Annotated in this window: 19 protein-coding genes; 11 read left to right on the top strand and 8 right to left on the bottom strand. The window is 67.8% G+C overall.

All coding sequences use genetic code 11. The features are described 5' to 3' along the window. Positions 1-105: 105 nt before the first annotated feature. The gene (aroC, locus tag V2S85_RS07055; RefSeq protein WP_330702152.1) at positions 106-1,185 is read right to left on the bottom strand and encodes a chorismate synthase; all 1,080 of its coding nucleotides are present in this window, start codon (positions 1,183-1,185) and stop codon (positions 106-108) included. Positions 1,186-1,373: 188 nt separating this feature from the next. On the opposite strand from aroC, the gene V2S85_RS07050 reads away from it, so the two are divergent. The 4 genes from V2S85_RS07050 (at position 1,374) to V2S85_RS07035 (ending at position 3,472) form a co-directional block, all read left to right on the top strand. Further along, positions 1,374-1,697, top strand: coding sequence for an antibiotic biosynthesis monooxygenase (locus V2S85_RS07050; RefSeq protein WP_330702151.1), 324 nt, complete (start codon positions 1,374-1,376; stop codon positions 1,695-1,697). 314 nt (positions 1,698-2,011) lie between these two features. Beyond that, a complete protein-coding gene (locus V2S85_RS07045) occupies positions 2,012-2,356 on the top strand; it encodes an arsenate reductase (protein ID WP_330702150.1) in 345 nt (114 codons plus the stop codon). Positions 2,357-2,360: 4 nt separating this feature from the next. After that, on the top strand, positions 2,361-2,948 hold the full coding sequence (gene pnuC, locus V2S85_RS07040) for a nicotinamide riboside transporter PnuC (RefSeq protein ID WP_330702149.1): 588 nt from the start codon (positions 2,361-2,363) through the stop codon (positions 2,946-2,948). Next, complete coding sequence (locus V2S85_RS07035) at positions 2,945-3,472, top strand: ATP-binding protein (RefSeq protein ID WP_330702148.1); 528 nt, start codon at positions 2,945-2,947, stop codon at positions 3,470-3,472. Before pnuC ends, V2S85_RS07035 begins: the two co-directional genes overlap by 4 nt. Positions 3,473-3,478: 6 nt before the next feature. Here V2S85_RS07035 and V2S85_RS07030 read toward each other — a convergent pair whose 3' ends face one another. Further along, positions 3,479-4,159, bottom strand: coding sequence for a response regulator transcription factor (locus V2S85_RS07030; protein ID WP_330702147.1), 681 nt, complete (start codon positions 4,157-4,159; stop codon positions 3,479-3,481). A 59-nt stretch (positions 4,160-4,218) separates the two neighbouring features. Further along, positions 4,219-5,964 carry a methanol/ethanol family PQQ-dependent dehydrogenase gene (locus V2S85_RS07025; RefSeq protein WP_330702146.1) on the bottom strand — a complete coding sequence of 582 codons (1,746 nt, stop codon included), beginning with the start codon at positions 5,962-5,964 and terminating at the stop codon, positions 4,219-4,221. Positions 5,965-6,289: 325 nt separating this feature from the next. On the opposite strand from V2S85_RS07025, the gene V2S85_RS07020 reads away from it, so the two are divergent. Beyond that, complete coding sequence (locus tag V2S85_RS07020; RefSeq protein ID WP_285019509.1) at positions 6,290-6,589, top strand: GIY-YIG nuclease family protein; 300 nt, start codon at positions 6,290-6,292, stop codon at positions 6,587-6,589. 205 nt (positions 6,590-6,794) lie between these two features. On the opposite strand, the gene V2S85_RS07015 is transcribed toward V2S85_RS07020, so the two are convergent. Together V2S85_RS07015 and pedF are read right to left on the bottom strand one after the other, a co-directional pair. After that, a complete protein-coding gene (locus tag V2S85_RS07015) occupies positions 6,795-7,670 on the bottom strand; it encodes a substrate-binding periplasmic protein (protein ID WP_330702145.1) in 876 nt (291 codons plus the stop codon). 3 nt (positions 7,671-7,673) lie between these two features. Further along, positions 7,674-8,117, bottom strand: coding sequence for a cytochrome c-550 PedF (gene pedF, locus V2S85_RS07010; protein WP_069708898.1), 444 nt, complete (start codon positions 8,115-8,117; stop codon positions 7,674-7,676). Positions 8,118-8,272: 155 nt separating this feature from the next. On the opposite strand from pedF, the gene V2S85_RS07005 reads away from it, so the two are divergent. The 4 genes from V2S85_RS07005 (at position 8,273) to V2S85_RS06990 (ending at position 14,039) form a co-directional block, all read left to right on the top strand. Further along, positions 8,273-9,262 carry a PQQ-dependent catabolism-associated beta-propeller protein gene (locus V2S85_RS07005; protein ID WP_330702144.1) on the top strand — a complete coding sequence of 330 codons (990 nt, stop codon included), beginning with the start codon at positions 8,273-8,275 and terminating at the stop codon, positions 9,260-9,262. 254 nt (positions 9,263-9,516) lie between these two features. Then, positions 9,517-10,917, top strand: coding sequence for a porin (locus V2S85_RS07000; RefSeq protein WP_330702143.1), 1,401 nt, complete (start codon positions 9,517-9,519; stop codon positions 10,915-10,917). Between the two features lie 217 nt (positions 10,918-11,134). After that, on the top strand, positions 11,135-11,632 hold the full coding sequence (locus tag V2S85_RS06995) for a cytochrome b (protein ID WP_330702142.1): 498 nt from the start codon (positions 11,135-11,137) through the stop codon (positions 11,630-11,632). A gap of 142 nt (positions 11,633-11,774) precedes the next feature. Beyond that, complete coding sequence (locus V2S85_RS06990) at positions 11,775-14,039, top strand: TonB-dependent receptor (protein WP_330702141.1); 2,265 nt, start codon at positions 11,775-11,777, stop codon at positions 14,037-14,039. A 130-nt stretch (positions 14,040-14,169) separates the two neighbouring features. On the opposite strand, the gene V2S85_RS06985 is transcribed toward V2S85_RS06990, so the two are convergent. Both V2S85_RS06985 and V2S85_RS06980 read right to left on the bottom strand, forming a co-directional pair. Further along, the gene (locus V2S85_RS06985; RefSeq protein ID WP_330702140.1) at positions 14,170-15,108 is read right to left on the bottom strand and encodes a quinoprotein relay system zinc metallohydrolase 1; all 939 of its coding nucleotides are present in this window, start codon (positions 15,106-15,108) and stop codon (positions 14,170-14,172) included. Continuing rightward, entirely contained in the window at positions 15,105-15,893 is a 789-nt protein-coding gene (locus tag V2S85_RS06980) for a quinoprotein dehydrogenase-associated SoxYZ-like carrier (RefSeq protein WP_330702139.1), read from the bottom strand. The genes V2S85_RS06985 and V2S85_RS06980 overlap by 4 nt, the downstream gene beginning before the upstream one ends. Before the next feature lie 58 nt (positions 15,894-15,951). On the opposite strand from V2S85_RS06980, the gene V2S85_RS06975 reads away from it, so the two are divergent. Further along, entirely contained in the window at positions 15,952-16,506 is a 555-nt protein-coding gene (locus V2S85_RS06975) for a rhodanese (RefSeq protein WP_330702138.1), read from the top strand. Positions 16,507-16,669: 163 nt separating this feature from the next. On the opposite strand, the gene V2S85_RS06970 is transcribed toward V2S85_RS06975, so the two are convergent. Then, positions 16,670-17,080: a cytochrome c, class I gene (locus tag V2S85_RS06970; protein WP_330702137.1), complete on the bottom strand. Its 411-nt coding sequence runs from the start codon at positions 17,078-17,080 to the stop codon at positions 16,670-16,672. A gap of 191 nt (positions 17,081-17,271) precedes the next feature. Here V2S85_RS06970 and V2S85_RS06965 point away from each other — a divergent pair, with 191 nt between their 5' ends. Further along, a complete protein-coding gene (locus V2S85_RS06965) occupies positions 17,272-18,564 on the top strand; it encodes a DUF3422 domain-containing protein (protein ID WP_330702136.1) in 1,293 nt (430 codons plus the stop codon). Positions 18,565-18,622 lie beyond the last annotated feature (58 nt).

The following is an 18,622-nucleotide window of genomic DNA, read 5'->3' as shown; positions in this document are numbered from 1 at the left end:
GGGGGACCGCCCGCGCAGCGGGTGGTGGAGGGGGGGACGACCCCTCCGTCAGCCCTGCGGGCTGCCACCTCCCCATTGCTTCGCAACAGGGAGGATTCGGCCCACTCAACCGCACTGCCCGCGGTGAAGCAGCTTGTGATCGGCCAGCACCAGCGCCATCATCGCCTCGACCACCGGCACGCCGCGAATGCCGACGCAGGGGTCGTGGCGGCCCTTGGTGAACATCTCGGTCGCCTCGCCGGAGCGGTTGATGGTCGCTTGCGGGGTGAGGATCGAACTGGTCGGCTTGAACGCCACGCGGCAGGTCACCGGCTGGCCGGTGGAGATGCCGCCGGCGATGCCGCCCGCGTGGTTCGCCAGGAACTCCGGCGCGCCGTCCGGCCCTTCAGCATTCGGGCGCATCGGGTCGGCGTTCTGCTCGCCGGAGAGGCGCGCGGCGGCGAAGCCGTCGCCGATCTCGACGCCCTTGACCGCGTTGATCCCCATCATCGCTGCCGCGAGGTCGGCGTCGAGCTTGGCGTAGAGCGGGGCGCCCCAGCCTGCGGGCACGCCGCTGGCATAGCATTCCACCACCGCGCCGACCGACGAACCGCTCTTGCGCGCGTCATCGACGATCTTCTCCCAGCGCGCCGCAGCGGCCGCGTCGGGGCAGAAGAACGGGTTGTTGGCGATCTCGGCCTCGTCGAACTTGCCCGGATCGATCATGTCGCCGCCGATCTCGGAGACGTAGGCGAGGATCTTGACCTCGGGGATCACCAGCCGCGCCACCGCGCCCGCCGCCACGCGGCTGGCGGTCTCGCGCGCCGAGGAGCGCCCGCCGCCGCGATAGTCGCGGAAACCGTACTTGGCGTCGTAGGCGTAGTCGGCATGGCCGGGGCGATAGGCGACGGCGACCTCGGAATAGTCCTTGGAACGCTGGTCGACGTTCTCGATCATCAGGCTGATCGGGGTGCCCGTCGTTCTGCCTTCGAAAACGCCGGAGAGGATGCGGACCTGGTCCGGCTCCTGCCGCTGGGTGGTGAACTTCGACTGGCCGGGACGGCGCGCGTCGAGGAAGGGCTGGATCACGCCCTCGTCGATGGCGAGGCCCGGAGGGCTCCCGTCGACGACCGCGCCGATGGCGGGTCCGTGGCTTTCACCCCAGGTGGTGAAGCGGAAAAGGCGGCCGAAGCTGTTCATGCTCATGGTGCCTCGCGCCTTGTCGCGAATCGCGCGATTTGTCCAGTGGAGCACGCAAGCGGGCAGCGGGCAGGGGCTTGCCGGCACTTCACCCCCGCTTCGGATGTAATCGTTCCCGTGATGGGACGGTTTGGGCCCGGAATGAGCACAAATGGCCGCTTGTGGGAATCGCCGTTCCACGGCAAGGGAGAACGATGTTTCTGGTCGTATTCCGCAACCGCAAGCGCGCCGATCTCGACGTCGACGCCTATATCCACGACGCCATGAAGATGGAGGCGCTGGCAGAGGCGCAGCCGGGTTTCCTGCTGTTCCGCAGCTATACCGCCGATGATGGCGAAGTGCTGTCGATGTCCGAATGGCAGGACGAGGCGACCGCCATGGCCTGGGCACGCCATGCCGAGCATGTCGTCGTGCAGCGTCGCGGGCGCAAGGAATACTACGAGAGCTATACGCTCTACGCCTGCGATTCGCCGAAGGTGCAGCGCTTCTCGATGGACACGGTCGTACCGCAGGTCTGAGAGACCGTTTGAGAAATCGCGGAAGAGCGATTTCCAATGCGGCACCGGCCCGCTCCCCCACCCGGCCACCCATAGAATACTGCCGTTGGGTGGCCGGGTGGGGGAGCGGGCCGGTGCCGCAATGCGCCGAAAGGCGCATTCTCAAACGGTCTCTGAGCGTCTGTCGCAGCGCCAGCCCACCGCGAACGGCGTGGGGAGGGTGCAAAGCAGGCTGAAAAAATCGTCCTTCGCCATCCTGCCCCGTCATATCCCCTTGTGCGGCGGGCCGGTCCGGTTGCAAAGGCAGGTCCGACGGTTTCTGGCGGACGGACTCGATGATCGAACTCTACGGCATTCCCAATTGCGACACGGTGAAGAAGGCGCGCAGCTGGCTTGATGCGAAGGGGATCGCCTATGCCTTCCACGACTACAAGAAGGAAGGCGCGGACCCGGCGAAGCTGGCGACGTGGATCGATGCCGCCGGGCTCGACAAAGTGCTGAACCGTGCCGGCACCACCTTCCGCAAGCTGCCCGATGCCGAGAAGGCGGACCTCGACGCCGCCAGGGCGATCGCGCTGATGGTCGCCAACCCGAGCACCATCAAGCGCCCCGTGGTCGAGCATGCGGGCGGCGTGCTGGTCGGTTTCAAGGAGCCCGAGTGGGCGGCCGCGCTCGGCTGAGGCGATGAACCTCGTCGAGTGGATCGCGGCCGGGCTCGGTCTCGCGAACATCGCGCTGCTGGTGCGCCGCAGCGTGTGGAACTATCCGTTCGGAATGGCGATGGTGGCGCTCTATGCCGTCGTCTTCTTCGAGGCGAAGCTCTATGGCGAGGCGGGGCTGCAGCTGTTCTTCTTCGCCGCGCAGGCCTGGGGCTGGGTTCTGTGGGCCCGTGCCGCCGGAACCGAAGCGGGCGGCGGGGATTCGCAAGTACCGGTGCGCTGGATGGGCAACCTCGCGCGCCTCGTCTGGGCGACCGCCACGGCGGCGCTGGCGCTGAACCTGGGCTGGGTGATGCATCGCTTCACCGACGCCTCGCTGCCTTATGCCGATGCCGCCATCGCCGGGGCCAGCATCGCCGCGCAGATCCTGCTGGGCTTGCGCCGGATCGAGAACTGGCTGCTGTGGATCGCGATCGACGTGGCCTCGGTGGCGGTCTACGTGGCCAAGGGACTGTGGCCGACCGCGGCGCTCTACGTGGTGTTCCTCGGCATGTCGGCGCTGGGCCTGCGTGAATGGATCGCCGCCTGGAAGGCGGAGGAAGAGAAGGCGTGAAGACGGCCCCGATGAAGACGGTCTGCCTCCATGGCGCCGAAAGTACCGGAAAGTCGGTGCTGTGCGAGCGTTTCCTGGTCACGCGCGGCTGGCCCTTCGTGCCCGAATACGGCCGGACATATTGTGAGCAGCACGGTATCGACCTGTCGATGACCGACTTGCTCGTCATCGCCGAAGGGCAGGCCCGCGCGAACCGGCGGGCGGTGGAGGACGATGACACGCCTCCGGTGCTGGTGCTCGATACCGACCAGTTGATGACTGCCGCCTGGGCGCAGATGCTGTTCGGCGAAGTGCCCGAGCAGTTGCTCGCCTATCCCAAGGCCGACCTCTACCTGCTGTTCGAGCCCGACGTGCCCTGGCGCGAGGACGGCACCCGCTTCTTCGGCGCCGACGACACCCGCGCCCGCTTCGCGGCGCTGGCGGAGGAGATGCTGGTGCGCAGCGGCGTGCCCTTCGTGCGCATCACCGGATCGTGGCAGGAGCGCGAGGCGGCGGCCGTCGCGGCGATCGAACGGCTGCTCTGAGCCGCCCTACCCCCGAAAACCGATCTTGCCCGCCATGATGACCGCCTGCGTGCGCGAGAACACGCTCATCTTCTGCAGGATGGCGGAGACATGCGCCTTCACCGTCGTCATCGAGACGTCGAGTTCATAGGCGATCTGCTTGTTCAGCCGTCCGGCCACCAGATGCCCCAGCACCACGCGCTGCTGCGGGGTGAGGGTGTCGATGCGGGCGCGGATCAGGTCTTCCTCGGCCGCCGCGCTTTCGTCTCCGGGCAGGTCGGGCATGTAGATCTCGCCCGAGAGCACCTGTTGCAGCGCATCGACGATCGCCGCGCGCTTGAGCGACTTGGGCACGAAGCCCGCCGCGCCCGCCGCCAGCGCATCGCGCACCACGTTGCGGTCGGTCACGCCCGAGACCATCACCACCGGCGTGGCGGGGAACTTGTCCCGCACCGCCTGCAGGCCCGAAAGGTGCGAGACGTCGGGAATGTTGAGGTCGAGCAGCACGAGGTCCACATCGCCTGCTTCGTCCAGCACCCGCAGCGCCGCTTCGAGGCTGTCCGCCTCGAGGATCGTGCAATCGGGAAAGGCATCGTCGAAGATCGAGCGTAGCCCGTCGCGGACCAGCGAGTGGTCGTCGACGATCAGAACGCGGTCGGGTGCCCCATATTCGCCCATGTTGTTTTCCGTGACGGCGAGTGTTTCCATGTCTTTATCCCGGGGAGGGATGGCGCGCCAGCCGTAAACCAACGCGCCATTCTGTTGCGTTACTTGGGAATCTTGAACACCCAGAGCATACCGCCCTGGCTGATCTCCTTGAAGGTCTTGGCCACTTCACCGCCCCACAAAGGCACCGCGCCGCCCCAGCCGGACATGACGCCGACGTACTGCTCGCCGTCCTGCTCCCAGGTGATGGGCGAGCCGACCACGCCCGAGCCGGTCTGGAACTTCCACAGCTCTTGGCCCGTCTTGGCGTCGAAGGCCTTGAGATAGCCTTCGGGCGTGCCTGTAAAGACGAGGTTGCCGTGGGTGGTCAGCACGCCGCCCCACAGCGGAGCCTTGTTCTTGTACTCCCACACGATCTTGCCGGTCTTGGGGTCCATCGCGCGCAGCACGCCGATGTGGTCCTCGGCGATCGGCTTGATGGTGAAGCCCGCGCCCAGGTACGCCGCGCCCTTCTTGTAGGCGATCGGTTCGTTCCAGATGTCCATGCCCCAGTCGTTGGAGGGCACGTAGAACAGTTCGGTGTCCTTGGAATAGGCCATCGGCATCCAGTTCTTGCCGCCGAGGAACGACGGGCTGGAGAACACCGGCTTGCCCTTTTCGGTGCCGCTCGGCGCCCCGGGACGGCCCGCGTCGATCACGTTGGGGCGGCCGGTCTTGGGGTTGATGCCGTCGGCCCAGGTGGTCTGCATCACGAAGCGATTGGCGGAGATGAACTTGCCGGTCGTCCGGTCGAGCACGTAGAAATAGCCGTTGCGGTCCGCCTTCGCGCCCAGCTTCATCGCCTTGCCCTTGATGGTGGCGTCGAAGGGGATGAACTCGTTCACGCCGTCGAAGTCCCAGCCGTCGTGCGGGGTGGTCTGGTAGTGCCACTTGATGACGCCGGTGTCGGCATCGATGGCGAGCGTGGAGGAGGTGTAGAGGTTGTCGCCGGGGCGCAGGTGGCTGTTCCACGGCGCCGGGTTGCCGGTGCCGAAGTAGACGAGGTTGGTGCCCGGATCATACGTGCCGCCGAGCCAGGTCGCGCCGCCGCCGGTCTTCCACAAGTCACCCTGCCAGGTGGCATTGAGCTTGCCGGTCATGCCGTTGGGCTGGCCGTTGAGGGTGCCGATGTGGCCCTCGATCACCGGGCGCTCCCAGATCAGCTCGCCGGTATCGACGTTGCGCGCCTGAACCGCGCCGACGACGCCGAATTCACCGCCGGAGTTACCGGTGATGACCTTGTCGCCGACGATCAGCGGCGCGGCGGTGGCCGAGTAGCCCGCCTGATAGTCGCCGGTCTTCTTGTTCCACACGACCTTGCCGGTGTTGCGGTTGAGCGCCACCAGATGCGCGTCGAGGGTGGCGAAGATGATCTTGTCGCCGTGGATCGCGGCGCCGCGGTTGACGACGTCGCAGCACGGCATGATCGCGTCGGGCAGGCGGGCGTTGTACTCCCACTTCTTCTCGCCGGTGCGCGCGTCGAAGGCGAACAGGCGCGAGTACGATCCGGTGACGTAGATGGTGCTGTCATAGACCAGCGGCTGCGCCTCCTGCCCGCGCTGCTTCTCACCGCCGAGCGAGGAGGCGTAGACCGGGAGCAGCTTGGCGACGTTGCCGGTGTTGATCTGGTCGAGCGAGCTGAAGCGCTGCTGCCAGGGCCCCATGCCATACGTCAGCACGTCGCCGGGGGTGTCGGCGTCCTTGAGCAGATCGGCGCCGGTCGGGCCATCGGCGGCCGAGAGCGGTACTGCCGCGAGGCTGCTGGCTGCCGTCAGGGCTGCGAGTATAGTTGTGAAACGCCGCTTCATCCTGTCCCTCCGTTTTTGGGTATTCGGCCGGGGGTGCGTGTCTCGGGAAACTGCCCCCGAACCCCGATCGTCGCCGTGCAGCCTAGGACTGTAAGCGGGGCGGCAAAATTGCACCTTGGGAGGATGGGATTTGCTGCGTCCTAGCGCGCATCCTCGCGGCCCCCTCCGCACATCCCTACACACCTCGTCATTGCGAGCGCAGCGAAGCAATCCAGGGCCGGGTAAACCGCCCTGGATTGCTTCGCTGCGCTCGCAATGACGAAAGGGGGGAGTAGTGACGAGGTGTTAATTGGCGGGCGGAACGTGATGACCACATGTTCCGGTCATGAAGCGCGATTTCCAGCCTGCGGTCTACATCATGGCAAGCGGGCCGAACGGAACGATCTACGTCGGCGTCACCTCCAACTTGCGCGTGCGGGCATGGCAGCATCGCGAGGGCGTCGCCGATGGTTTCACCAGCAGGTATGGCTGCAAGGCGCTGGTATGGTTCGAACTGCATGCGACGATGGAGCATGCCATTCTGCGCGAGAAGCAGCTGAAAGCGGGGTCTCGTACCAAGAAGCTGGCACTGATCGAAACGCTGAACCCGACATGGCGGGACATGTTCGAGGAACTGGTGCTGTAGTGTCCTGGCTCCATCCGTTTGCCTCACACCCCTTCGTCATTGCGAGCGTAGCGAAGCAATCCAGGGCGGTTTACGTGGCCCCTGGATTGCTTCGCTACGCTCGCAATGACGAAGGTCATGGGGATGACGATGGGGTAGCAGGTATGCATGAATCCGGTTCGGGGGGCGCCGGTCGCAGTCGGCACCCCCGTCCCCCTCCGGAGCTTTACGCGGTCTGCGAGGCCAGCGCGGGTTTCCACTCGACGCCGTACCGCGCGAAGATCGCCTTCATGCGGCCGTCCTTCGCCATGGCGGCGAACTGTTCCTCGATGGCGAAGCCGAGGTTGCGGCTGTTTTCCTTCACCGCGATGCCGATGTCCCAGCCGGGCGAGAGCATCGCGGGCAGGAAGCCCTTGCGGCGCACGATGCCCGCGTCGGGTGCGTCGTGCAGGGCGGCCTCGATCTGCGCGGTGCTGGCGACGGCGGCGTCGGCCTCGCCCTTGCCGACGGCCATGACCGCCTCGTAGCCGGTGGGGACGTGGACGACGTCCTTCGACAAGGCCCCGCCCGCATGGCCGAGCAGGTAGAAGTCGGGGATCGAATCGAGTTCCGCCGCGATGCGTTTGCCCTTCCAGCGCACCGGCATCGCCTCGCAGTCCGCTGCCTCCCCCAATTCTGCGCCGCAGGCGGCGCCGAAGCTCTCGCGGTAATAGGGGGCGAGGAAGGTGACGTTGTCCTCGCGCGCCATCAGCTGGCGGTCGAAGGGGACGTGCAGCATCACGTCGCAGGGCTGGAAGCCGAGCAGCCCGCCGCGCCAGATGATATTGCGCAAGTCGTCGGACAGATCCTCGTCCGCCGTGAACAGCGCGATGTCGGCGCGCACGCCCAGCTTCTCGGCAAGAGCATGGGCGAGATCGACGTCGATGCCGAGGGGCTTGCCCTTCTCCTCCCACGACCATGGGCGGTTGTCGGTGTAGAGGCCGACGCGCAGCACGCCCAGCGCCTTCACCTTCTCCAGCGACGCGGCGAGAAGCGACGCGGGCCGCAGGGACGCAAGCGCCCCTACAGCCCCGAGCCCTTTGAGGAGGGACCGGCGGTCCACCGCTTATTCGTCCGTGTGCTTGGATTCCAGCCAGGCGCGGATCGCCCAGCCGGCCTTTTGGCCCAGCACGTCGCCGAAGGGCGGCATATAGACCTTGCCGTCGTGCGCCGAGCCGTGGCGGAAGCGCTCGACGAACCACTCGTCGCCCGACGCGCCCAGTTCGAGGTAGCGCAAGTCAGGCGCGATGCCGCCGGAAATGGCTTCGAGGCCATGGCAGCGCGCGCAGTTCTGGCCGTAGGCGGACTGGCCGATGGCGATCGCCTTCGCGTTGCCGGTGTAGGGGTTCTCGGTCTTCCAAACGTCGTTGCCGCCCTCGATATCGGGCAGGGCAGAGGTGTCCACCGGCTGCGGCACGACGTCGCCGTGGGCGTAGAGGTTGGTGCCGATCGAAAGCGAAGTGATGGCGGCGGCAACGGTCAGGACCGCGCGGCCGATGCGAATGGTCATGGATCAGGTGTCCTCTGCGACTTCGGGTTGCGCTTGGCTTCTCTTCCCGAATGTTGCTTTCGGATAACCTTGGGTCCGGGCGGGTGACCAGTTGGCCAATGGTACAAGACCAAGGTGCCATTGCTGCGGACGCTGGAAGGCGTAGGTTTTGCAGCATGGAGAGAAGCCTGAAGATTGTCGCGCTGGCGCTTTGTGCCCTTTATGCCGCCCCGTCCCATGCGCAGGATGCCGATGGCACCGTCACGCGCGCCTATGTCAGCAACGAGCGGTCCTCGACCGTCACCGTCGTCGATCTGGCGAGCGGAAAGGCCGTGGCGCAGTGGCCGGTGGGCAAGCGCCCGCGCGGCATTACGATGACGCGCGACGGCCGGTATGTGCTCGTCTGTGCCAGCGCCGACAATGCGGTGGAGGTGCGCGACCCGGCCACCGGCGCGCTGGTGGCGACCTTGCCATCGGGCGCGGACCCGGAACAGTTCTTCGCCTCGCACGACGGAAAATTGCTCTACGCCGCCAACGAGGACGACGGGGCGGTGACCGCGATCGACCTCTCCGCGCGCAAGGTCGCCTGGCAGGTGACGGTGGGCAAGGAGCCCGAAGGCGTCGCGGAAAGCCCGGACGGCAAGTGGCTGCTGGTCACCAGCGAGGAGGACAACTCGGTCGCCTGGATCGACCTCGCCACCCACACCGTCGCCGGGGAGACCGAGACCGAGGCGCGGCCCCGCCATGTCGAGTTCACGCCCGATGGCAAACAGGTCTGGATCGCGGCGGAAGTGGGCGGGGTGGTGCAGGTCGCCGATGTTGCTTCGAAGGAGGTCGTGAAGACCATCCGCTTCGCCCCGCCGGGTGCTCCGGACTACAAGGTCATGCCTTGCGGCATCCGCTTCACGGCGGATGGCAAGACGGCGGTGGTGGCGCTCGGCCGGGCTGACAGCGTGGCGCTGGTGGACGTGGCGAGCGGGGAGGTGCGCGGCTACGTCAAGGTCGGCGCACGGCCGTGGCATCTCGCGATCCTGCCCGGCGGGGGTAGCGCGCTGGTCGCCAACGGGGCGAGTGACGACCTCTCGCTGGTGGACCTCGCGGCGATGAAGGTCACCGCGACGATCCCGGCGGGCGAGGGGCCCTGGGGCGTGGCGCTGGGGCGGTAATCCCCTCTCGTTCGTCAATTAATCCCCCCGTTTCGTCATTGCGAGCGGAGCGAAGCAATCCAGGGCGGTTTGCGCGGCCCTGGATTGCTTCGCTCCGCTCGCAATGACGAGGTGGTGGGAATGACGAGGTGGTGGGCGGGTGCCATCCTCCCAAAGTACCACTGCCCAAAGTCCAATTTCGCGCCGCCCGCCCCGGTCGCATGGTCCGCCTCAGTCGCAGGAATAGACGACAACTTCCAACGGGGGACGGATCCATGATTTCGCGGATCATTTTACGCGGCGGTGCCGCGCTGGGCGTACTCGCCGTGACTATAGCACCCGCCTACGCCGGCAGCAGCGAAGCGCTTCTGAAGCGCCTGCACGAAAAGGGCATTCTCAGCGACGAGGAATACACCGAGCTGCTCGCGCAGGAGCAGGCCGAAGCCTCCGCACCCGCTCCGGCCTCGGCACCCGCCGCAGCCGCGCCCGCCGGTGACCCCGGCCTCTACGTCAAGCGTACCGAGAGCGGCATCGGCCTCGAAGTCGGCCCGGCGACGATCAAGTTCTCGGGCTCGGTCAACGGCTTCTACGTCCATGACAACCCAGCGAGTGCATCGGCCACCACCGCCGTCACCGGCGGCGTCGCCAGCGTCGGCACGCGCAATTCCAGCGCGGTGCGCAACGGTCTGCTGCCGGGCTTCCTGAAGGTCGAGGTGAGCACGAAGCAGGAAGGCTGGGACATCGGCGCCTTCTTCGGCATGTACCCGGGCATCAACTCGGCCGCATGGGGGGCGCTGGGCGCCAACAACGGCGGCCAGCCGACCGCGCTGGCGACCGCCGGCATCGACTTTCGCCAGACGTACCTGACCTTCGGCAAGCCCACCGTCGGCACCTTCAAGATCGGCCGCGACATCGGCCTGTTCGGGTCGGAGGCGATCCTCAACGACATCACGGTGCTCTCGTCCGGCACGCCGGGCGGCAACGTGGCGCCGGGCAACACGACGCTCGGCCGCATCGGCGTGGGCTATATCTACACCGACTTCCAGCCGCAGATCACCTATACCTCGCCCAGTTTCGGCGGCGTGCAGGCATCGGTGGGCGTGTTCCAGCCGCTGTCCTCGCTGACCGGCCCGGCGCAGGAGAACTCGCAGCCCGGTTTCCAGGGCAAGATCACCTATGACGCGACGCTCGGCGGCGTGGCTTTGCGCGCCTGGGCGGGCGGCGTGACGCAGCGCCACAACGAGATCACCGGCCAGAGCTACACCGGACAGGGCCTCGACTTCGGCGGCAAGGTCACGGCGGGTCCGATCACGGCGGTCGGTTACTACTACACCGCCAAGGGCCTCGGCACGACGGTGCTGGGCCTGCACGACACCGACGGCTTCGGCAACGCCCGCAAGAGCGACGGCTTCTACCTTCAGGCGCTCGCCAGCTTCGGCAAGTTCGCGGTGGGCGGCAGCTATGGCGAAAGCTCGTTGCATTATGCCAACGCCGCCGACGCGCTGGCCAGTCCGAACCTCGTCGACACCAATTCGAGCTGGGTCGGGCAAGTCCGCTACAGCCTGACCAGCTGGGTCACGCTGATCGGCGAATACACCCATTCGAAGGCCAAGGCGCATTCCGGCAACGCGGCGTCGAGCGACGCCCTCGCGCTGGGCGGCATCCTGTTCTTCTGATGCACCGCCTTCGTCATTGCGAGCGACCGCAGGTCGCGCGGCAATCCAGCGGCGGATCAATGCCGCCCTGGATTGCTTCGCTTCGCTCGCAATGACGAACGGAGGGGTAAGCTCGCTGATTTGTTTTCCCATCACCGGAAGTCGCAGCCATGATGGAATATCGTAAGTTACCTCCGGAACGCCCGGCCGAAGCGGGGCCGCACGGGAGGTCAGACCCATGAACACCATGAAGTACAACGCCGGCGCGCGCACGCTGCACTGGATCATCGCATTGCTCATCATCGGCAACCTCGCCAGCGGGCTGCTGCACTTCGCGATACCCGTCCACAAGGCGATCGGGCTGACGGTGCTGGTACTCTCGCTGGTGCGGCTCGGCTGGCGCATGGCGTGGAAGGCGCCGCCTTATCCCGCATCGATGAGCCGCGCCGAAGTCGGCCTCGCTCATGCGGTGCATGGGGTGCTCTACCTGTTCATGATCGCGATGCCGCTGTCGGGCTGGATCATCGCGTCGGCGGGCAAGTACCCGCTGTCGTGGTTCGGGGTGTTCGAGTGGCCCAAGCTCGCGGTCGTCAAGGGCAGCGCGATCTACGGCGCGGGGCACGAGTTCCACGAGATCGGCGGCTGGGTGCTGCTGGTGCTGGTGCTCGGCCACGCCGCGGCGGCGCTGCGCCATCATTTCATGCTGAAGGACGGCGTGCTGCGCCGGATGTTGTAACGGTGCAGACCCTCCCTTCGTCATTGCGAGCATAGCGAAGCAATCCAGGGCGGCGTTGAACGGCCCTGGATTGCTTCGCTGCGCTCGCAATGACGAGGTGGGGGTGCCAAACGGGGAGGGCGCCGCAAAGGCGCCGCAAGGGATGCGAAAGACAAGTCTTATCATCGCCGGGCTGATGGCCTCGGCCTCGCCGGTTCTGGCCGAGGAAGCGCCCATCGTCGTCACCGCGCCGGGCGGTGCGATTGACCTCGACGAAGCGCGCGAGATCGACCCGCAAGCGCTCGACATCGCGGGCAAGCGCGATCTCGGCCGGGCGCTGGAGCGCACCGTGCCGGGCCTGACGCTGGCCGAATCGACCGGCAACCCGTGGCAGGCGGCGATCACCTGGCGCGGGTTCTCCGCCTCGGCGCTGCAGGGCGCGGAGCAGGGCATGGCGGTCTACCTCGACGGGGTGCGCTTCAACCAGCCGTTCGGCGACGTCGTGCTGCTCGACGTGGTGCCCGAAATGGCACTGGCGAACGCGCAGCTCAACGATGCCAACCCGGTGCTGGGCCGCAATGCGCTGGCGGGCTCGCTGCTGCTGACCACGCATGATGGTGTGAGCCTGTCGGGTCTGCGCCTGCAGGCGGACGTGGACACGCTCGGCAGTGTGGGCGGCAGCGCCTCGCTGGGGCTGGGCGACAAGGCCGACAACCTCCTCGTCGTCGCCGAGGCGCGGCATGACGATGGCTGGCGCGTCGCCTCGCCCTCGACGCTGAAGCGCGTGTTCGCCAAGGGAGTCCATGACGCCGGGGCATGGGGGATCGAGGTGCAGGGTCTCGCCGCCGACACCGATCTCACCGGCAACGGCGTCGCCCCGGTTGAACTGCTGGATGCCAAGTGGAACGCGGTATTCACCACGCCCGACGTCACCCACACCCGCTTCGCGCGGCTGGTCGCCGCACCGTGGATCGCGGCAGGCGAGACCGGGCGCATCGAACTGCGCGCCCACTGGCAGACCCTTACCCGCAAGAGCGCCAACGGCGACCTCGCCGACTTCGGGCCTTGCGAGGACGATGCGGGTTACCTCTGTCTAGGTGACGACGACGAGTTCGAGGAACCCTTGCTGGCGAACGGCGCCCGCGTGGTGAACGACCCGGCGGTGGACGACTACGCGGTGTTCAACCGCGGCCGCGAGCGGACCCGCAGCGGTGGTGCCATGCTGCAATGGCTCGACGAACGCGAGACCGAGAACGGCACCCGCCGCTTCGCCGTGGGCGCTTCGTGGGAACGCGCGCGCACTCGCTTCACCGCCACCACCGAACTGGGCGAACTGGAGGAGGACCGCTCGGTCGAGGGCCTCGGCCTGCTGCTGACCTCGGAAGAGGGCGGCATCACCCCGGTCGACGTCGTCACCCGCATGAGCGATCTGGCGCTTTTCGCCAGCGCCGAAGTTCCGCTGACCCCTGCGCTGACGGTCGAGGCGGGGGCGCGCTGGTCGCGCAACACGGTGAAACTGGACGACCGGCTGGGCGACGCGCTCGACGGCAGCCACCGGTTCAGCCGCCTCAATCCCTCGATCGAGTTCGACTATGCGCTGGGGGCGGATGTGCATGCGACGGCGGGCTTCGCGCTCACCAGCCGCAACCCGACGCCGGCGGAACTGTCCTGCGCCGATCCGGAATCGCCCTGCACGCTGGCGAACTTCTTCATCGCCGATCCGCCGCTCAAGGCGATGACCGCGCGCAACTGGCATGCCGGGCTGTCGGGCGGCGCCAATGCTTTTGGGGCAGCGCTGTCGTGGCGGGTGAACGGCTGGCGGTCGGACACGAAGAACGACATTCGCATGATCGCCTCGGAAGTGCGCGGCCGGGCCTATTTCGCCAACCTCGGCGAATCGCGGCGGCAGGGGATCGAAGCCTCTGCCGACTGGCGGCAGGGCGGCTGGCGGTTGTCGGGCAGCTATGCCTTCACCGATGCGAAGTTCCGGCAGGACTTCGCGGTGTCGAGCCCGTCCAACCCCGAGGCGGACGAAGATGGTCTGGTCGAAGTCCAGCGCGGCGATCGCCTGCCCGGTGTGCCGCGCCATTCGGTGAACCTCTATGCAGGCCGGGCAGGCAAAGGCTGGGAACTGGGCTTCGCGATGCGGGCGCGCTCCGGGCAGGTGCTGGTGGGCGACGAGGGCAACGACAATGCGAAGACCCCGGCCTACGCGGTGTTCGACATGATGGGCCGGGTGGAAGTCGCGCCCGGGATCGAACTGGCGGCGGAACTGCGCAACATGTTCGACCGGCACTACGTGACGATGGGCACGTTCTCCGAGATCGACGAGATCGACCTGGCCGAGGCGCCCGGTGCGGATAACCCGCGCGCTTATGCTCCGGGTGCGCCGCGCAGGCTGACGGTGTCGGTGCGGGTGCGGTTCTGAGGGCGGCTCGGCCCACCCCGTCCTCACCCCCACCTCGTCATTGCGAGCGTAGCGAAGCAATCCAGGGCGGCGCTGAACTGCCCTGGATTGCTTCGCTACGCTCGCAATGACGAGGGGTAAAAGCGCTCCCTCACAACCTCGGCAGCAACCGCGCCTCAAGCCCCGGATAGAGATGCGAAACGCTGCGCTGCAATTCGTAGCGCGCCGCCTTCAGCCCGGCGAACCGCGCGGGGATCGGCAGTTCCCCCGCCTCGGTCATGTCGAGCCCGTCGGCCACCGCCTGCGTCAGCGTAGCCTCCAGCCAGTCGAGCCAGTCGCGGGTCTGCGCAATCGCACCACCATCGCGATCGAGCGGCCCGTGCCCCGGCAACAGCAGCCCATGCTGCACCGCCGTCAGCCGATCGAGCGCCGCCCGCCACTTCACCAGATCCGCATGCGGGGTCGAGGGCGCCCGGTCGTGGAACACGAGGTCACCCGCCAGCAGCGTCCCCGTCGCCTCGTCGAGCAGCACCAGATCGCCCGCCGAATGCCCCTGCATCGCGAAGAGCCGGAACTTGCGCCCGCCGAACGCGGCCTCCCCTTCCGCCACGTCGCCGAGCGGCAGGACGACATGGGTGCCCTTCATCCAGTCCGACAGCAGCCGGTACATGGCATCGGAGAACCCCTCGCCGTCGCGCTCGAGATCGGCGCGGGTGGCAGGCAGGGCGTGGACGATGGCGGGATCGAAGGCCGCCCCCCCCAGCGCATGATCGGGATGCAGGTGGCTGACGTAGACCCGCCCCACCGCCTTCCCCGTCACCGCCTGCGCCAGCGCGCCGAGCGCCTTGCCATGCTCCAGCGAGACGCCCGGATCGAACAGCACCGCGCCTTCGTCGGTGGCGATGATGGCGCTGTTGGCGATCATCCCGCCGTTGTCGAACAGGATCGGCGCATCGGCGCCGCGCACCATCCATACGCCCTCGGCGACGGGCTCGGCCTTGGGGGCATAGGCTCCGGCGAAAGTCTCGGCGCGGGCGGCGACGGGCAGCGCCAGCGCAGCGCCGATCAGGCTGCGGCGGGTGAGGTTCACCTGGCGGCCAGCGCCGCGCTGCGCGGGGTGACCGTGCCGTCGAACTCCAGTCCCGAACTGTCGCGCGCGGCGATCGAGAGCGGCCCCTTCGCATCGTCGACGATGAAGGTGAAGGCGGGATCCTCGGCCACGGCTCCGAAGACCTGGAGGTCGGCGAGCGAGGTTCCGGCCGAGGAGGTCACCATAACCCGCTCGATGTTGTAGGCGGGGATGTTCTCGACGAGGCCGGTGTCCATCGGGTGCCGCAATGTCACCCTGAGGCGCGTTTGAGTGCCGCTGAGTACCCATGCCGCGCCGTGCATTTCGCCGAGGTGATCGGCCCAGTCGCCCTTGACCCGGCTGACCGGCGGGGCCGAGCAGCCGCCGCCCGCCGCATCGATCCAGTTCCCCGAGACGTGCCACACCCCGTCCGCCGTCAGCACCGCCGCACGGACCGGGGTGCGCTGGTCGAGCTTGATGCGCGTCGCCAGAAACGGCGCGGCGGCGCGGGGGGCATAGTCCACCGCGACCGGGATCGGGTTGAGGTCGGCGAAGATCAGGATGCGCTTCACGTCGGGAAGGGCGCGCGCATCGACGGTGACGGGGAAGACGCGCTGATTCTCTGCGATTTCAGGTATTTCGACTTTCACGGCAGGGTCGAAGCGTACTGTGGCGCCGCCGAACAGACGCTCGGCGTGATACTCCCACATCGGCGATTTCAACGGGTCGGCGGGCAGCGCGAAAGCGGCCGGGACCGGCGCGGCGAGGGTGGCGATGAGGGCCAGCAGGATCTTCTTGCGGATCATACCAAGGGCCAATGTAGGCCGGGCCTCGCCCGCGCCATATTGGACCTTGGGAGGAGCCATGGAACGCATCGGACGAAGGCTGGCGATAGGGCTGATTCTGGCGGTCGTTTGCGCCCCGGCAGCGCACGCCGCCGACGACTTCGACATAGATGGCTACCGCACCGCCCGCTACCGCGCGCCGGTGGACCGGCTGCCCGCGCCCGCCCGCCGGATCGCGTTGGAGGATGCGCTCGGGCTGGACGAAGCGCTGTTCATCGACGTGCTGCCGGTCGAGTCCGGCCACCGTGACCCCGCGACCGGCCAGTGGCGCCTCAGCCAGCCGCACGAGACGGTGCCCGGCGCGCTCTGGCACCCGGAGACGGGGCGCAGTCCGGTCGATCCGGTGCTCTGGTGCGGGCTGGAGCAGGCGGTCGCCGAGGCGCGTCGGCGGAGGCCGCGCCTGTCGGTGGTGCTGTTCTGCCGCACCGATTGCTGGATGGGCTGGAACGCCGCGCGGCGTCTGGCGAAAGGCGGCGTGCGCCACGTTTACTGGCTCGCCGAAGGGATCGAGGGCTGGCACGCCGCAGGCCGCGCACTGGTGCGGGCGGAGCCGGTGGTGCTGGCTCCGAGCTGATCGTCACCCACCATCGTCATTGCGAGCGCAGCGAAGCAATCCACGGCGGTTTATGCGGCTCTGGATTGCTTCGCTGCGCTCGCAACGACGAACAGGGGGTAAGAAAAACCCGCCCGCCGCAGGGGTGCGGCGGACGGGCCTCCTTGAGAGTCGGTCGTGAAACTCAGCGCTGCTTCTTGAGGTAGTCGATGATTTCCTTGCGCTTGGCCGCGTCCTTGAGGCCGGGGAAGCTCATGCGGTTGCCGGGGACGAGCGTGCGCGGATTCTCCAGCCATTTGTCGAGCGTGGCGTCGTCGAGCGTCAGGCCCGACTTCTTCACCGCGTCCGAGAAGGCGAACTTGCCCTGGCCCATCTTGTGACCATAAGTGCCGAACAGGTTCGGGCCGAGCTTGTTCGGCGCGCCCTTGGCGACGTTGTGGCATACCGCGCAGCGGGCGAAGGAGGCGGGCGGCGCGGCCGGAGCGGCGGGGGCAGCCTCTGCCGTCGACGTCAGCGCGGCCTGTCCGCCCAGGCAGGCCACCAGCGCCAGCGCCGCCGCCGCAGCCAGGCCGGCGCGCTTGTGCCTGAAATTCATGTCATGTCTCCCGTAATGCCTGTCCTGTTGCCTGCCGCTTTCGCATGGGCCGCAGCGGCTCGATATTGGACTTTGGGCCGCCTCGGATGGGACCGTCGGAGCGCGGGGAAGGCATCGTACCAAGGGTCACTTGTCCGCTGAGGGTACCCGGGCGCAGTCTTCGCGCGGGGTAAGGGACAGGGGAGAGGGACTTGCTGAACGAGCACGAGCTTCGCGCCATGGTGGTGAGCGAGATGCACTTGCGCCGCTGGCCGCAGGTCCGGCCGCCGGCCTCGATCGTCCAGTTCGTCCGGGTTCTCGATCCGGCCGACCGCGAGGAGGAACTTGCGGCGATGCGGACGCTGCCCTCGGCCGGGCCATCGGGTGCGCGCACCGCCCGGCCGCGCCACCTCGACGGCGTTCTGGCGCCCGGCATCGCCTTCACCTGGGAGCGCCACAGCGAGGCGAGCACGATCACCCTGTTCGTGACCGGCGGCGCGGCGGCACAGCCCGGGCTCGGCGATGCGCTCGCCTGGGCGGGCAGCCTGCCGGGCAAGGTCATCCGCGCCTCGCGCGTGCAGTTGGTGGCGGACGAGGCGCAGGCGCTGGTACTGCTCCCGGACCTAGGGTTCGCGAGCGGCGATCTCGTCACCTGCCATATAGGCGACGGCCCGCCGGGCATGGCCGGGGCGGCACGGGCGCGGATATGGTCGGACTTCCGGCTGCGCGAGGACGGCTTCGGGCTGGTGCTGGTCGCCGCCGGCGGCATGGCGCCGGGGGCACTGTCGCGCACGCTGCAGCGGTTGCAGGAACTGGGCAATTACCGCAATCTCGCCCTGCTGGGCCTGCCGGTCGCGCGCGAGGGATGGCGGGCGCTCGACCGGATCGAGGCGATGCTGGCCGAAACCAACCGCGCCGTCGCCCGCCCCGAGATCACCGACGACGACCTGCTGGAGGACGTCACGCGCCTGTCGATGGAACTGGTGGCGCAGGCCAGCGCCAGCGATTTCCGGATGAGCGCCACCGCCGCTTATGCCACCATCGTCGAGGAGCGGCTGGCCGAACTCAACATCGCCGCGATTCCGGGCGAGGTGTCGCTGGCGGATTTCACGCAGCGGCGCTTCCTGCCCGCCGTGCGCACTTGCGCCGCGCATCGTCGCCGCGCCGAGCAACTGTCGCAGCGCACCGCACAGGCGCTCGCCTTGCTCAGGGTGCGGATCGAGACACGGATCGAGAATCAGAACGGTCTGCTGCTCGCCTCGATGGAGCGCAGCGCCACGCGCCAGTTGCGCCTGCAACAGCTGGTGGAAGGGCTGTCGGTGGTGGCGGTCAGCTATTACGCGCTCGGCCTGATCGCCAAGATACTGGAAGGCGTGGAGGAACTGGCGCCCCGGATTCACGCCCATGTGGCTACGGCGGTGCTGGCCCCGGCGGTGCTCGCGGGGGTGTGGCTGGCCATCCACCGGATGAAGCGGCGAATACTGGGGCCGGAGGAAGGAAAATGACGCTGGATGAAAATAATCTGCAAGACCCGCTTGCCGGGTCCGGATTCGTGCGCTAATG

This window comes from Novosphingobium resinovorum, from assembly GCF_036352595.1.
GTDB classification, from domain to species: domain Bacteria; phylum Pseudomonadota; class Alphaproteobacteria; order Sphingomonadales; family Sphingomonadaceae; genus Novosphingobium; species Novosphingobium resinovorum_B.
Note: the sequence above shows the minus strand (reverse complement) of the source record. Positions and strands in the feature narration are given on the sequence as shown.